This window comes from Streptomyces liangshanensis (assembly GCF_011694815.1).
GTDB lineage: Bacteria > Actinomycetota > Actinomycetes > Streptomycetales > Streptomycetaceae > Streptomyces > Streptomyces liangshanensis.
Genome location: NZ_CP050177.1, coordinates 935,715 through 949,631 on the forward strand (window position 1 = coordinate 935,715; position 13,917 = coordinate 949,631).

Annotated in this window: 13 protein-coding genes; 4 read left to right on the plus strand and 9 right to left on the minus strand. The window is 71.6% G+C overall.

Annotated features, from left to right (window positions below; translation table 11 throughout):
* The first annotated feature begins 10 nt into the window (after window positions 1–10).
* The 3 genes from HA039_RS04105 (at window position 11) to HA039_RS04115 (ending at window position 5,977) form a co-directional block, all read left to right on the plus strand.
* A complete protein-coding gene (locus tag HA039_RS04105; protein WP_167023886.1) occupies window positions 11–868 on the plus strand; it encodes an aldo/keto reductase in 858 nt (285 codons plus the stop codon).
* Between the two features lie 743 nt (window positions 869–1,611).
* Window positions 1,612–5,085: a ThuA domain-containing protein gene (locus HA039_RS04110; RefSeq protein ID WP_167023889.1), complete on the plus strand. Its 3,474-nt coding sequence runs from the start codon at window positions 1,612–1,614 to the stop codon at window positions 5,083–5,085.
* Between the two features lie 166 nt (window positions 5,086–5,251).
* Entirely contained in the window at window positions 5,252–5,977 is a 726-nt protein-coding gene (locus HA039_RS04115; RefSeq protein WP_341830051.1) for a sugar phosphate isomerase/epimerase family protein, read from the plus strand.
* On the opposite strand, the gene HA039_RS04120 is transcribed toward HA039_RS04115, so the two are convergent.
* The 5 genes from HA039_RS04120 to HA039_RS04140 all read right to left on the minus strand — a co-directional run bounded on the left by HA039_RS04120 (window position 5,931) and on the right by HA039_RS04140 (window position 10,340).
* Entirely contained in the window at window positions 5,931–6,539 is a 609-nt protein-coding gene (locus HA039_RS04120) for a GNAT family N-acetyltransferase (protein WP_425086309.1), read from the minus strand. The two genes, HA039_RS04115 and HA039_RS04120, sit on opposite strands and share 47 nt — an antisense overlap.
* Window positions 6,536–7,120, minus strand: coding sequence for a helix-turn-helix domain-containing protein (locus HA039_RS04125; RefSeq protein ID WP_243869128.1), 585 nt, complete (start codon window positions 7,118–7,120; stop codon window positions 6,536–6,538). The genes HA039_RS04120 and HA039_RS04125 overlap by 4 nt, the downstream gene beginning before the upstream one ends.
* Window positions 7,121–7,510: 390 nt before the next feature.
* The gene (locus HA039_RS04130) at window positions 7,511–8,368 is read right to left on the minus strand and encodes an ABC transporter ATP-binding protein (RefSeq protein ID WP_167023898.1); all 858 of its coding nucleotides are present in this window, start codon (window positions 8,366–8,368) and stop codon (window positions 7,511–7,513) included.
* The gene (locus tag HA039_RS04135; protein WP_167023901.1) at window positions 8,365–9,390 is read right to left on the minus strand and encodes an ABC transporter substrate-binding protein; all 1,026 of its coding nucleotides are present in this window, start codon (window positions 9,388–9,390) and stop codon (window positions 8,365–8,367) included. Before HA039_RS04135 ends, HA039_RS04130 begins: the two co-directional genes overlap by 4 nt.
* 101 nt (window positions 9,391–9,491) lie before the next feature.
* Window positions 9,492–10,340: an ABC transporter permease gene (locus HA039_RS04140; protein WP_167023905.1), complete on the minus strand. Its 849-nt coding sequence runs from the start codon at window positions 10,338–10,340 to the stop codon at window positions 9,492–9,494.
* A gap of 199 nt (window positions 10,341–10,539) precedes the next feature.
* Between HA039_RS04140 and HA039_RS04145 the strand changes: the two genes are divergently transcribed.
* Entirely contained in the window at window positions 10,540–11,625 is a 1,086-nt protein-coding gene (locus HA039_RS04145; protein WP_167023908.1) for a LacI family DNA-binding transcriptional regulator, read from the plus strand.
* Here the strand turns inward: HA039_RS04145 and HA039_RS04150 are convergent.
* Genes HA039_RS04150 through HA039_RS04165 form a run of 4 tightly spaced genes read right to left on the minus strand, consistent with a single transcriptional unit; the run spans window position 11,612 to window position 13,836 of the window.
* Window positions 11,612–12,583 carry an NAD(P)-dependent alcohol dehydrogenase gene (locus tag HA039_RS04150; protein ID WP_208298536.1) on the minus strand — a complete coding sequence of 324 codons (972 nt, stop codon included), beginning with the start codon at window positions 12,581–12,583 and terminating at the stop codon, window positions 11,612–11,614. The two genes, HA039_RS04145 and HA039_RS04150, sit on opposite strands and share 14 nt — an antisense overlap.
* The gene (locus HA039_RS04155; RefSeq protein ID WP_167023911.1) at window positions 12,580–12,813 is read right to left on the minus strand and encodes a helix-turn-helix transcriptional regulator; all 234 of its coding nucleotides are present in this window, start codon (window positions 12,811–12,813) and stop codon (window positions 12,580–12,582) included. Before HA039_RS04155 ends, HA039_RS04150 begins: the two co-directional genes overlap by 4 nt.
* On the minus strand, window positions 12,807–13,235 hold the full coding sequence (locus HA039_RS04160; RefSeq protein ID WP_167023914.1) for a hypothetical protein: 429 nt from the start codon (window positions 13,233–13,235) through the stop codon (window positions 12,807–12,809). The genes HA039_RS04155 and HA039_RS04160 overlap by 7 nt, the downstream gene beginning before the upstream one ends.
* 31 nt (window positions 13,236–13,266) lie before the next feature.
* Window positions 13,267–13,836, minus strand: coding sequence for a GAF domain-containing protein (locus tag HA039_RS04165; protein ID WP_167023917.1), 570 nt, complete (start codon window positions 13,834–13,836; stop codon window positions 13,267–13,269).
* Window positions 13,837–13,917 lie beyond the last annotated feature (81 nt).

Below are 13,917 nucleotides of genomic sequence, written 5' to 3' on the forward strand. Positions count from 1 at the left end.
TTCCCCCACCATGAAGACTCGCCGCATCGGGACCGTCGACGTCAGCGCGATCGGTCTGGGCGGTATGCCCATGTCCATCGAGGGACGGCCGGACGAGACCCGTTCGGTCGCCACGGTCCACGCGGCACTGGACGCCGGTGTGACGCTGATCGACACGGCCGACGCCTACCACCTGTACGCCGACGAGGTCGGGCACAACGAGTCGCTGATCGCCAAGGCCCTCGCGTCCCACGACCGGGGCGGCGAGGTGCTCGTCGCCACCAAGGGCGGCCACCTGCGGCCGGGCGACGGCTCGTGGACGCTGGACGGCAGGCCCGAGCACATCAAGGCCGCGTGCGAGGCGTCGCTGGGGCGGCTGGGGGTCGAGGCGATCGGGCTGTACCAGTTCCACCGCCCGGACCCGAAGGTCCCGTACGCGGAGTCGGTCGGCGCGATCCGGGACCTGCTCGACGCGGGCAAGATCCAGCAGGCCGGCATCTCGAACGCGGACCCGGACATGATCCGGCTGGCGAACGACATCCTCGGCGGGCGGCTGGTGTCCGTGCAGAACCAGTTCTCCCCCGCTTACCGCTCCAGCGAACCGGAGTTGGAGCTGTGCGCGGAGCTGGGCATCGCGTTCCTGCCGTGGAGTCCGTTCGGCGGCATCACGCGGGCCGGTGAACTGGGGTCGCGGTTCGCCCCGTTCACCCGCGTGGCCGAGGCGCACGGGGTGAGCGCGCACCAGGTCTGCCTGGCGTGGCTCCTCGCCAAGTCCCCTACGGTGGTGCCGATTCCGGGCTCCAGCCGCCCGGCAACGGTCCGCGACTCGGTCGCGGCGGCCGATCTGACCCTGACGGCCGAGGAGTTGGCGGAGCTCGACGCGGCGTAGCGCCGCGCGGCGGGGTGCCGCGTGGCGGCGTGGCGGGTGCCGCTTGGCGCCGTGGGGCGCGGCGGCGGGGGGCGCGGCGAGCTGGGGCCGGGTGCACCAGGGCGAGGTGTTCCGAGGCCGGGTGCCGGGGCCTGGTGTGCTGGGGCGAGGGGTTCCGGGCCCAGGCGTTCCGGGCCAGGTGGTCCGGGCCCAGGGCTTCCGGCCCAGGCGCTCCAGGCCCAGGTGCTCCGGAGCGAGGGGTTCCGGCGCAGGTACTCCGGGCCCAGGCGTTCCGGGGCGAGGGGTTCCAGGTTCGGGCGTACCGGCCCTGGCGTACAGGGCCGGGCGTACAGGGCCGGGCGTACAGGGCCATGGTGGTCCGGCCCAGGCGTTCCGGGCCCAGGTGCTCCTGCCCAGGCGTTCCGGCCCGGGTGCTCCGGGCCCAGGTGCTCAGGGCCAGGTGGTCCGGGCCCAGGTGGTCCGGGCCCAGGTGTTCCAGGGCGAAGGTTTCCAGGCCCGGGCGTACCGGGCCACGGTGGTCCGAACCCAGCGCGCCGAGCCCAGCGCACCGGGCCTCGCGCCGACGTCAGCGCCCGCCGGGCGGGTCCGAGCGGCCCGGCCGGCGGGCGCCGGCGCCACGAGGTCGCGTAACTCCCCGCCCCGTCCGACCCATTGACCCCCTGTAATCCCGCGACCTACTCTGTGCGACGTACTCCAGAAAGCGCTTTCTAACCCGCCGGCTCCACCAGCACCCGGGAGCGCCCATGAGAACCTCGTCGCCCATTCTTGTGCTCACCGCGCTACTGGCTCTTGTCCTCGGGCTCGGGATGGCCTCGCCGCCCCGGGCCGACGCCGCGCCGTTCCGCGTCCTGGTCTTCTCGAAGGTCACCAACTTCTCGCACGACTCGATCCCCGCCGGGGTCGAGGCCGTCAGGCAGCTGGGCAGTGAGAACGGCTTCGAGGTCGAGGCCACCACCGACGCCACCGCCTTCACGACGGCCAACCTCGCCCGCTTCCAGGCGATCGTCTTCAACAACACCAACTCCACCCCGGAGAGCGGCGATCTGCTCGACGCCCCGCAGCGCGCCGCGCTCCAGGGGTTCGTGCGCGCGGGCGGTGGCTGGGTCGGTCTGCACGCGGCCTCCGCCAGCGAGCGCGACTGGGGCTGGTACGAGGGGCTGGTCGGCGCCATCTTCGACAAGCACCCCGCGATCCAGACCGGCCGCGTCAAGGTCCTCGACCAGGCCCACCCCTCCACCAAGGGGCTTCCCGAGCTGTGGGAGCGCACGGAGGAGTGGTACAACTGGCGCACCAATCCGACCGGCAAGGTCCACACGCTCGCCCAGATCAAGGTGAACGACGGAATCACCGGTCTGGACGAGGGCGTCGACCACCCGTGGTCCTGGTGCCAGAACTACGACGGCGGACGCTCCTGGTTCACCGCCGGCGGCCATGACGCGGCCGCCTTCCAGGAGGCCGCCTTCCGCAAGCACCTCCTCGGTGGCATCCAGTGGGCGGCGGGCAACAAGCCGGGCGACTGCACGGCCACGAAGACAGGTTCGTTCCAGCGGACCGCGCTGGCCACCGAGGACCTGGCCGACCCCTTCGAGCTGGCCGTCGCCCCGGACGGCCGGGTGTTCTTCATCCAGCGCACCGGCAAGCTCAAGGTGATCGACCAGAAGACCCTGAAGGTCTCCACGGCCCTGGACTTCGCCTACACACCGGAGATGACGAGCCAGTCGGACGGTCTCCTCGGCCTGGCGCTCGACCCGGACTTCGCGACAAACAACTGGCTCTATCTGCTGAACTCCGACAAGACCGAGAAGCAACTGAACCTCTCGCGCTTCACGGTCACCGGCAACACCGTCGAACCGGGCTCCGAGAAGCGGCTGTTGACCGTCCCGACCCAGCGCGACGAGGGCCGGGCCAACTCGCACATGGCCGGGTCGATCGCCTTCGACAAGAACGGCGACCTGTACATCGCGACCGGCGACAACACCGACCCGTTCGCCTCCGACGGCTTCACGCCGATCGACGAGCGCGAGGGCCGCCGCGCCTGGGACGCCCAGCGCACCTCGGGCAACACGAACGACCTGCGCGGCAAGATCCTGCGCATCACCCCCGAGGACGACGGTACGTACTCCGTCCCGGAGGGCAACCTCTTCGCGCCCGGTACGGCACAGACGCGGCCCGAGGTCTACGCGATGGGCATGCGCAACCCGTTCCGCATCACCACCGACCCGCGCAGCGGGGCCCTGATGGTGGCCGACTACGGCCCCGACGCCCGGGCGGCCGTCGCCGACCGCGGCCCGGAGGGGACGGTCGAGTACAGCCGCATCACCGAGGCGGGGAACTACGGCTGGCCGTACTGCACGGGCAACAACACCCCGTTCAACGACTACGACTTCGCCACCAGGACCTCGGGCCCGAAGTTCGACTGCGGCAACCTCGTCAACGACTCGCCGTACAACACGGGCCTGCGTGATCTGCCCCCGGCCAAGCCCGCGACGGTCTGGTACGCCTACTCCGCGTCGCCGCGCTTCCCCGAACTGGGCACGGGCGGCGGCGGACCGATGAGCGGACCCGTCTACGACTACGACCCCGCGAACCCCAACCCGGCCAAGTTCCCCGAGTACTTCGAGGGGAAGTGGTTCAACTACGAGCTGACCCGGACCTGGTTCAAGACCTTCTCGTTCCACGAGACGGACCAGACCTTCAAGGACCCGCGGTTCGCCCCGGTCGAGGCGGGCGATCTCCAGTCCATCAACGGCGTGTTCGCCGACATGAAGTGGAACCAGCCCTTCGACGCCGACTTCGGCCCCGACGGCGCGCTGTACGTCATCGACTTCGGACTCGGCAGCGGTACGGGCCGGGGTGGCACCAACGAGGGCTCGGGCATCTACCGCATCGACCACGTCGGTGACAACCGGCTGCCCACGGCCAAGGCCACCGCGACCCCGGACAGCGGCGTCTCCCCGCTGCGGGTGGCGTTCTCCAGCAGCGGTTCCGGCGTGCCCGGCGACCTGCCGGCCACCTACGCCTGGGACTTCGACGGGAACGGCACCATCGACTCCACGCAGGCGAACCCGTCCCATGTCTACCGCGCCGACGGGCAGTTCACCGCGCGGCTGACCGTCACCGGGCCCGGCGGGCTCACCGCGAGCTCGGTGCAGGACATCACCGTGGGCAACACCCGGCCGGTGGTGACCATCCAACAGCCGCCGGACGGGGGGATGTTCAGCTTCGGCGACACCATCCCGTTCCAGGTGAGGGTCAAGGACCAGGAGGACGGGAAGACCGGCGAGGGCGGGACCATCGACTGCTCCAAGGTCGTCGTGCAGTCCCAGCTCGGCCATGACAGCCACCTGCACCCACTGGACAACTACCAGGGCTGCGCGGGCGAGATCGCGACGGACGCCGGGGACAGCCACGGGCCCGGGCAGAACCTGTACTACGGCATCACCGCCACGTACACGGACAGCGGGGCCGGGACCGTGCCCGCGCTGACCGGTTCCTCCGCGCTCACGCTGCGCACGACGTTCCGCGAGGCGGAGCACCGTACCGAGACCGGCGGCGCCAACGGCGGCGCGGTGACGGGTGACCGGGCGGACGCGTCGGGCGGCAAGCGCCTGACCGAGATCGAGCACGGCGACTGGATCGCGTTCTCCCCCGTCAACCTCAAGGGCATCACGTCCGTCACCGTGGGCGCGGCCTCGGGCGGCATCGGCGGGAAGATCGAGTTCCGTAACGGCTCGCCCACCGGGCCGCTGATGGGCACGGTGACCGTCCCGAACACCGGCGGTTGGGGCAACGTCGTCTCGCCGAGCGTCAACCTCCGGCCGGTGGGCACCACCGTGAAGATGTACGCGGTGTTCGTCAACCCCGAGTGGTCGGCGGAGAAGGCGGACCTGTTCGCCGTGGACTGGCTGCACTTCAACGGCCCCGGTGTGGAGGCCAAGCCGGCGACGACGGTCACCGTGACGGCGGCCGCCGTGAGCGCCACCGATCCGCTCACCCGCCAGCTGACCGCCACGGTCGCCCCGGCGGCCGGACGCACGATCGCCTCCTACCACTGGGACTTCGGCGACAACACGAAGCCGACGGGCGTGGAGGGCCCGTCCGCACGTCACACCTACGCACGACCGGGTCCGTACACGGCCCACCTGACCGTCACCGACAACAAGGGTGACACCACGACCGGCGCGGTCCGGATCAACGCAGGCGGAGAGGACAGTTGAGATGACCGGCACGCGACGCTCCTTCCTCGGCAGAGCGGTGGGTACGGCGGTGGGTCTGGCCGCACTGGGGGCCGGCACCGCGGCGAGTACGGGGACGGCCTCGGCGGCCCCCGCCTCGGCCGCCTCCCGCCGCTGCTCACGGCGCATCCCGCCGTCCGGGATCGGCATGCACCTCTACACGATGCGCACCCCCCTCGCGACGGACTTCAAGGGCACGCTGGAACGGCTGGCGCGCATCGGCTACGCGACGGTCGGGGTCAGCGGCAGGCACGGGCACACCGCGGCCGACATCCGGCGGATGCTGGACGAGACGCGGCTCAAGGCCGTCCTCGAACACGTCGGGTACGGCACGGTCGCCGGCAGCGGCCTGCCGCAGGCGATCGAGGACGTCAGGACGCTCGGCGGCAAGTGGGTCGTCGTACCGAGCCTGCCCGCCGAACTGCACTCCCCCGCCGGATACCGGGAAGCGGCACGGCAGTTGAACAAGGCCGGGCTGCTCGCCCGGGAGTCCGGGCTCAAGGTGCTCTTCCACAACCACGACGCCGACCACGTGGTGGTCGACGGCGAGAACCTGTTCGGGATCCTGCTCAAGGAGACCGACCCCGACCTGGTCGGGTTCGAGCTGGACCTGTACTGGGCGGCGAAGGGCGGCGACGACCCGGGCCGGCTGTTCACGGAGCACCCCCGCCGCTTCCCGGCGCTCCATGTGAAGGACATGGCGCCCAACGGTGGTTTCGAGGACGTCGGTTCGGGGGTGCTCGACTTCCCGGCCATGTTCGACACGGCGCGCAGCGGAGGTGTCAAGCAGTGGCTCGTGGAGCACGATTCCCCGCCGGACCCGTTCGTCAGCGCGCTGAACAGCTACCGCTACCTGTCCCGGCTGCGGTACTGAACACACCGCTGGGCCCCTTGTAGAAGAAGGTGGTCGGGCGGAGCGTCCCGCCCGGGTCCTCGGCGTGGCCGGGGACCACACCGAGCACGGTCCACCCCGCCGCGCGGTACAGCCGCTCGGCGGGGCTGTCCGTCTCGGTGTCCAGCATCAGCAGGGTGACCCCGGCCTCGGCCGCCGCCGTCTCGGCGGCGGCCAGCAGGGCCCGGCCGAGGCCGCGGCCGCGTGCGTCGCGGTGGACCATGAGCTTGCGGATCTCGGCGCGGTGGCGGGCGTTGGGCTTGTCGGCGTACGCGACGGTCACCGTACCGAGCACCCGGTCACCGTCCCGGCAGACCCGCACGGACAGCTCCCCCGCCCGGACGGCACCCGCCTGGGCCCGCCACCACGCGACGGCGTCGGTACGGTCCAGCGGGTGCAGGAAGCCCACGGACGCGCCGCCCGCCACGGTGTCGACGAGCAGGTCGGCGAGGGTCCCGGCGAGGGCGAGCAGGTCGTCGGCGCCGAGGATCTCGACGGCGGGGCCCGTGCGGGGGCCGCCGCCCCGGGCGGAGCGGCCGCTCACGGCAGGACCACCACCACTCCGTACCTGACCGGCTCCGTTCCGAGGCACCGGAAGCGGGTCGGGCCCCACAGCCGCGTCCGCAGACAGTCGCCCGCGCGCAGGGTGTGCGCCGTACCGTCCACCGTCATCTCGACGGACCCCTCCAGCACCCAGACGTGCTGCTCCATGCCGGGCACGGGCGGCCTGTCGTACGACACGTCCGCGCCGGGCCGCAGGGTGCCCTCGACCACCTCGGCCCGCAGCCCCGCCTGCGGCGGTGACACCGACCGGCGTACGAAGCCGGAGGCCGCGTCCGTCCAGACGGTCTGGGCACCGGCCCGCACCAGGTGGGCGGGCTCCGTCTCCACCTCGCTGAGGAGCTGCGACAGGGTGCGCCCGTACACCGCGCAGAGCCGGCCGAGCAGCGCGGCCGTGGGACTGATCTCGCGGCGCTCGGCCCGCGACAGGGTGGAGCGGCTGACGCCACTGCGCCGCGCCAACTCCTCCAGGGACCAACCGCGTTCACCCCGCAGCTCGGCGAGCCGCGCGGCCAGCAGCACGTCGACCCGGTCGTCCCCGGGCCCGGCATCCTCGTCTCTCACATCCGGGATGATATCCCGGATCCGGGATCGCCGCGAAGTCACCCGCCCCGCGGTCAGTCCTCGTCGCGGTACGTGACCCGCCCGCCACTCCACGACCACACCCGACGGTGGGAGGACAATCTCCAGGTGTCGTCGGCCGTCGCGGTCCCGAGGACCCACTCCCTGAGTTCCGGGAGGGCGAGGGCCCGCAACACCGCACGGACCCGGGCCCGTTCGGCCGCGCCGACCGTTCCGACACCGATCCAGGCACCCACCGCGTCCGGATGTGGTCCCCGACCGTGGTTCCTGGGCCCCACGGGCGGACATGCCGGAACCATGACAGGGATCGGCCGCCAGGTCCTGCTCATTTCGCCGCGCCCGGCCGTCGCGCACGCCGGAGGGCGCCCCCGCTCAGTCCGCCGCGGAGGCCGCGCCCAGCAGGTCGCGGATCCGGGAGGCCGCTTCGCGGAACTCGGGGCGGCCGAGCGTCTCCGTGTAGTCGCGTTCCGCCGGGAGTCCCACGTCGATGATCTCGGTGACCGTGCCGGGCCGCGGGCTCATCACCACCACCCGGTCCGCGAGATAGACCGCCTCCGAGATGGAGTGGGTCACCAGCAGCACGGTGGTGCCCGTCTCGCGCCAGATCCGGTGCAGTTCCCGGTTCATCTGCTCGCGGGTCAGCGCGTCGAGCGCGCCGAACGGTTCGTCCATCAGCAGGACCGGCGGTTTGTGCAGCAACGCCCGGCACAGCGCCACACGTTGCTGCATCCCGCCCGACAACTCGTGCGGGTACGCGTCCTCGAAGCCCCTCAGCCCGGTCATCTCGATGAGTTCGTCGGCCCGTCGGCGGGCATCGGCGCCCGGCATCCGGCGCATCTCCGCCTGGAGCAGGATGTTGCGCCGGGCGCTGCGCCACTCCAGGAGCGCCGCCCGCTGGAAGACGTACCCGATGTCGGGGCGCGGGCCGTGAACCTCCTCGCCGTGCAGCCGCACGGACCCGGCGGACGCGTCGAGGAGGCCGGCGACCAGCTTGAGCAGCGTGGACTTGCCGCAGCCCGAGGGGCCGACCAGGGCGACGAACTCCCCCGCCGCCACGTCGAGGGAAATGTCGCGCAGGGCGGTGACGTCCCGGTTCTTCGTACGGAAGCGGACGGAGACGTCGGACAGTCCCACGGCCGCCGCACCGGTCACACCGGCCACCGCTCCGGCCCTGCCGGTCCTGCCGGTCGCGCCCGTGTCGCGGAGCTTCGCGTCGGAGGCCATCGTCATCCCTTCAGCGCCGTGCCGCGGTCCCAGTACTCCGTGACCGCCTTCGGGCTCTTCACCAGCCCGGCCTCGGCGAAGACGTCGATCGTCTGCTGCCAGTCGGCCTCGGTGTTCACCCCCGGCGCCTTGCCGTTCGTCGCGTCGGTGTGGAGCAGGGTCAGCGTCGTCGTGAACTGCTCCGACAGGACGCCGTGCGGCGGCAGTTGCTCCGACGCGCCGTGCATCGCGGCGACGGCGGGCCCGGGCGCCTTCTCCGCCGCCGTCCACGCCTCGCTCACCGCCCGGGCCATCCGCCCGGCGAGTTCGCTCCTGCCCGAGAGGATCTTCTGCCCCGCGATGAGGCCGTTGGAGTAGAAGTTGAGACCGTGTTCCGAGAAGCGGAGGTACGACACCGGCTTCTTGGCCTTGTCCTGCATGGTCGGGCCCTGGTCGCTGGCGTACCCGAGCAGCGCGTCCGTCTTCCCGGAGATCACCGCCGCGATCTTGCCCGCCGGATCGGTGTTCTGGATCTTGACGTCCGACGCGGCCAGGCCGTTCTTCTCCAGGAAGATCGGGAAGGTCTTGCTGAGCGCGTCACCGGCCGTGCCCGCGATCGTCTTGCCCTTGAGGTCGGCCGGTGCGGTCACCTTCTGGTCCGCGAAGTACTGCACGGACGACGGTGTGGTCTGGAGGAACACCCCGAGGCTCTTCACTTTGACGCCGCTGTCGACCCCGCTGAGCAGCGCCGGGGTGTCGGCCCAGCCGAAGTCCGTCTGGCCCGCGCCGGTCGCCTGGACCGTCTTCTGCGAGCCCTGCCCGGCCCTGATGGTGAGATCGATGCCGTGCTTCTCGAAGATCTTCTGCTGCTTCCCGTAGTAGAACGGCGCGTGTTCGCCGTACGGGTACCAGTTGAGCGTCAGCGTCACCTTGTCGAGCTTCTTGCCGGAGTCGCTGGTCGAGGTCGCGGGTCCGTCGTCGCCGCAGGCGGAGACGGTCGCGACGAGGAGCAGCGGTACGAGGCCGGTCAGGAGTCTGCGCGCGTGCATGGCGAGAGGCCCTTCGCTGGACGGGGTCGGGCGGATCGGAATCGGGGTACGGCGGTGAGGGGGTACGGCTCCGGATGTCGGAAAGGTGCTCGGAAAGGGCGTCAGAACGCCGTCGTGGCGCCCACGTCCCGGCGGCTCGCGTGCCAGGGCAGCAGCAGCTTCTCGGCGATCTCGACCAGGACGAAGAGCACCACGCCGATCAGTGACATGACAAGCAGCCCCGCGAAGAGCATCGGGGTGTCGAGGTTCCCGTTCGCCTGGAGGATCACATAGCCGAGGCCTTCGTTGGCCCCGACGAACTCGCCGACGACCGCACCCGTCACGGCCAGGGTCACGGCGACCTTGAGGCCGGAGAACAGGTGCGGCAGCGAGGCCGGGAACCGGATCTTGACGAAGGTCTGCCAGGGCTTCGCCCCCATGGTCGCGGAGAGTTGGAGCATCTCCGGGTCCACGGCCTTGAGCCCGGTGACCATCGAGATCACCACGGGGAAGAACGCGATGAGCACGGCGATCAGGATCTTCGGTGTGATGCCGAAGCCGAGCCACACCACGAACAGCGGCGCGACGGCGATCTTCGGCACCACCTGGGCGAAGAGCAGAATCGGGTACAGCGTCTTCTCGACGGTCGAGGAGTAGACCATCACCACCGCCGCCAGCACCCCCACCGCGACGGCGATGGCAAAGCCGAGCAGGGTCTCGTAGGTCGTCACCCAGGTGTGCTGCCACAGGTAACTCGTCTTGCCGGTGAGGACGTCCAGCGTGGCACCGGGGGACGGGACGAGGTACGGCTCCACCAGCTCGGCCGCCGCGACGATCCACCAGGCGGCGAAGCAGGCGATCAGCAGGACGGCGGGCCGCCATCCCGCGTCCACGACCCGGGCCAGCCGCTCGCCCGCCCCCGGCCGGTCGCGCGCCGACACACCGGACACACCCGGGGTGCCGCTCGGCACTTCGCTCTGTGTCCCGCTCTGTACCTGGCTCGGGCTCGCGCTGGGAGACTGGCTCGGGCTCACAGTGAACTCCTCGGGTGATCCGGGCAGTTACAAGAGCTAAGCGCTTTCAGAAAGCGCTTTCTGGTACGGTGATCGCCACGCTAATGACTGCGCGTCCATACGGTCAATAGGTCGTCCCTAAATTCCGGGGGTCGAGTTGAGTGAACGGGAAGCACGCAGACCGGAACCGCTCGCCGCGCACGCCCATGTCACCCTCGACGCCGTCGCCCGCCGCGCCGGGGTCTCCCTGGCGACCGCCTCGCGGGCCCTGAACGGCACCACCCGGGTCCGCGAGGAACTGCGCCTGCGGGTACGGGCCGCCGCCGACCTGCTGGGCTACATCCCCAACGCCCACGCCCAGGCACTGGCCGGAGCCGCGGGCAACACCGTCGGGGTGATCTGCCACGACGTCGGCGACCCCTACTTCGCCGCGATCGCCGGCGGGGTGATGCGGGCCGCCGCCGAGCAGGACGTGCTGGTGATGCTCGCCAGCACCTTCCGGGAACCGGCCAGGGAGATCGCGTACGTCTCCATGCTCCGCGCCCAACGGGCCCGCGCCATCCTGCTGATCGGCTCGGGCTTCGAGGACCGCGCCTGGGAACGCACCCTGGACGCCGAACTCGCCCCGTACGTCCGGGCGGGCGGCCGGGTCGCGGTCGTCAGCCGGCACCGGAGCCTGCGCGCCGACGCCGTACTGCCGGAGAACAGGGGCGGCGCCGCGGCGCTGGCCCGCGCGCTCCTGGCCCTGGGACACCGGGACTTCGGCGTTCTCAGCGGGCCGCCCGCGCTCACCACGGTCGCCGACCGGCTGGCCGGGTTCCGCGAGGGGCTCGCGGAGGCCGGCGTAGCCCTGCGCCCCGGCGCCGTCGTGCACGGCGCGTTCACCCGGGACGGCGGATACGCCGCCGCCCGGGAGCTGTTGGCCGGGCACCCGCTCCCCACCTGCGTCTTCGCGGTGACCGACGTCATGGCGGTGGGCGCGCTCGCGGCCTTCCGCGAGGCGGGGGTACGGGTCCCGCACGACCTCTCGCTCGCGGGCTTCGACGACATCCCGCTCGTACGGGAGTTGACGCCCGCGCTCACCACCGTGGCCCTGCCGCTCACCGAGATGGGCCAGCACGTCATCTCGCTCGCCCTGCGCGAGCCGCGCGGGACCCGGGCACGGGTGCTGCGCGTGGGCGGTGACGTGGTCCTGCGGGGCAGCACCGCACCGCCCCGGCCGGCCGGTCTCACACCGTCATGACCACTTTCCCGCGCGCGTGGCCCCGCTTGACATGGCGGATCGCCTCGGGCAACTCGCCCAGTGGGTAGGTCCGGTCGAGGACGGGGACCACCGTGCCCGCCGCGACGAGGCCCCTCAGGAACTCGAGGTCCTCCGCACGCTGGGTGCCGACAAGACAGCGGAGGTTCTGCCGCAGCCACGGGGACAGCAGGAGCGCGCGGATCTGACGGTCCGTCCCTTGCAGCCACCGGCCGCCGAGTTCCCCGCCCACGATGACCAACGTGCCGCGTGGCGTGAGTACTTGGCGCAGCCGGGTCAGGGACCGGTTGCCCGCGGTGTCGAGCACGAGATCGTACGGGCGGCCGCCCGCCGTGATGTCCTCGCGGGTGTAGTCGACCACCTCGTCCGCGCCGATCGACCGGACCAGCTCCCCCTTGTCCGGGCCGCACACCCCGGTCACGTGCGCGCCGAACACCTTCGCCAACTGCACCGCGAACGCGCCGACCCCGCCCGCCGCGCCGATCACCAGGACCCGCTGCCCCTCCCGTATCCGCCCCGCGTCACGCAGCCCTTGGAGCGCGGTCTGCGCGGAGAGCGGGACGCACGCCGCCTGTTCGAAGGTGAGGTTCGCCGGCTTGGGCGCGAGGCGGTCCTGCCGGGCGCGGGTGTACTCGGCGAAGGAGCCCTCCGCCGTACCGAACACCTCGTCACCGGGCCGGAACCGGGTGACGTCCGCGCCGATGGCCTCCACCCGCCCCGCGACGTCCATGCCCCGGACGCGGGCCTTGGGGGTACGGAGTCCGTAGCCGCCGAGGCGTACCACGTACGGGAGACCGGCGACGAGGTGCCAGACCCCGGGGTCGACGGCCGCCGCGTGGACCCGTACCAGCACCTCGTCCGGCCGGGGCTCGGGCCGGTCGATGTCCCGCAGTTCGAGCACGTCGGGCGGGCCGTACGCGTCCTGGACCATGGCCTTCACGGCGTTTCCTCCTCGCTGTCGGGGTACTGGAACACGGCGTCGAGCGGGGCCCCGAACACCCGGGCGATCTGGAACGCCATCTCCAACGACGGGGAGTAGCGGCCCTGTTCGATCGCGATGACGGTCTGGCGGGTGACGCCGACGCGGCGCGCCAGTTCGGCCTGGGTCATCTCCCCGTGGGCGAAGCGGAGCGACCGGATCGTGTTGGTGACCCGGGTCGGCTTCACCACGGCTGGAAGCCCCGGCGGTAGGCGACGAGCTTCGCCGCGGATCCGAGGATCGAGGACAGGACGAAGGCGAGGTAGACGGCGTTGGCGATCCAGAAGTAGTCCAGTTCCGCCATCGCCATGACCAGCGCCGCCACCCCTCCGACGACGAGGAAGGACTGGCCGACGTATTCGCCGAACCGGTTGATCTCGCGGTCGCGTTGGTCCTTGCGGCCCGCGTCCTCGGGCGAGGCGAGCGCGACCGCGATGTTCAGGACGATCGACAGCAGGATCGCGGCGCCGACGGTCCAGAGCAGGGCCGGTACGTACGACACGTCGGCGAGCGGGCCGCCGCCCGCCCGCCCTCCTATGACGGCCAGGTAGACCCCGTAGGCGGCGACCGTGACCACCGCCATGATCCAGGCGCGTTTCTCTTCGGATGACATGCTCCGAAGGTAAAGAATCTCAGACATGAAGTCAAGAATTACTGACATCACCTCGCCGATCCGGGAAGCCCGGGAGCAGGCCGTCCTCCCGGCGCCGGATCTGTGACATCAGCTCCGCCGAGAACGACTTGATGGTGTCGAGGCCGGTACGCCCCCACCGCCGCGGCTCGGTGTCGACCACGCACACCGTGCCGAGCGCCAGGCCCGTACGGTCGATGAGCGGGGCCCCCAGGTAGGAGCGGATGCCGATCTCGTCGACGAGGGGGTTGCCCGCGAAACGGGGGAAGTCCCGGACGTCCTCCAGGACGAGCGCCTTGCGGCGGACGACGACGTACGGGCAGTAGCCGTGGTCACGGGCCATGAACCGTTCGTCGCCCGTCCCCCGTGTGGTGTGCAGCCCCGCGAAGAACTGCCGGTTCTCGTCGATGAAGTTGACCATCGCGTACGGAGCGCCCGTCATCTGCCCCAACTGCCGCGCGAAGGCGTCGAAGGCGGGCTCCGACCGCTCCCCCAGACCGAGACGCCGCAGTCGCCGCACGCGGTCGGGCGCCTCCTGGTCGACGGGCGTGAGCAGCAGGCGGGCGATCGGGTCGTACCTCATACGGGTGCTCCGTCGCTCGGGGACATCGGGGGCGGCGGCGTCATTCGGCGTGCTCGGGGGCGGGGCCCGGGGACGGGACGG

What these genes read in the sequence shown, in the direction of transcription:
- HA039_RS04105 (WP_167023886.1), top strand. Translation starts at nt 11, where the DNA reads ATGAAGACTCGCCGCATCGGGACCGTCGACGTCAGCGCGATCGGTCTG.
- HA039_RS04165 (WP_167023917.1), bottom strand. Translation starts at nt 13,836, where the DNA reads ATGAGGTACGACCCGATCGCCCGCCTGCTGCTCACGCCCGTCGACCAG.
- HA039_RS04160 (WP_167023914.1), bottom strand. Translation starts at nt 13,235, where the DNA reads ATGTCATCCGAAGAGAAACGCGCCTGGATCATGGCGGTGGTCACGGTC.
- HA039_RS04135 (WP_167023901.1), bottom strand. Translation starts at nt 9,390, where the DNA reads ATGCACGCGCGCAGACTCCTGACCGGCCTCGTACCGCTGCTCCTCGTC.
- HA039_RS04110 (WP_167023889.1), top strand. Translation starts at nt 1,612, where the DNA reads ATGAGAACCTCGTCGCCCATTCTTGTGCTCACCGCGCTACTGGCTCTT.
- HA039_RS04115 (WP_341830051.1), top strand. Translation starts at nt 5,252, where the DNA reads ATGCACCTCTACACGATGCGCACCCCCCTCGCGACGGACTTCAAGGGC.
- HA039_RS04130 (WP_167023898.1), bottom strand. Translation starts at nt 8,368, where the DNA reads ATGACGATGGCCTCCGACGCGAAGCTCCGCGACACGGGCGCGACCGGC.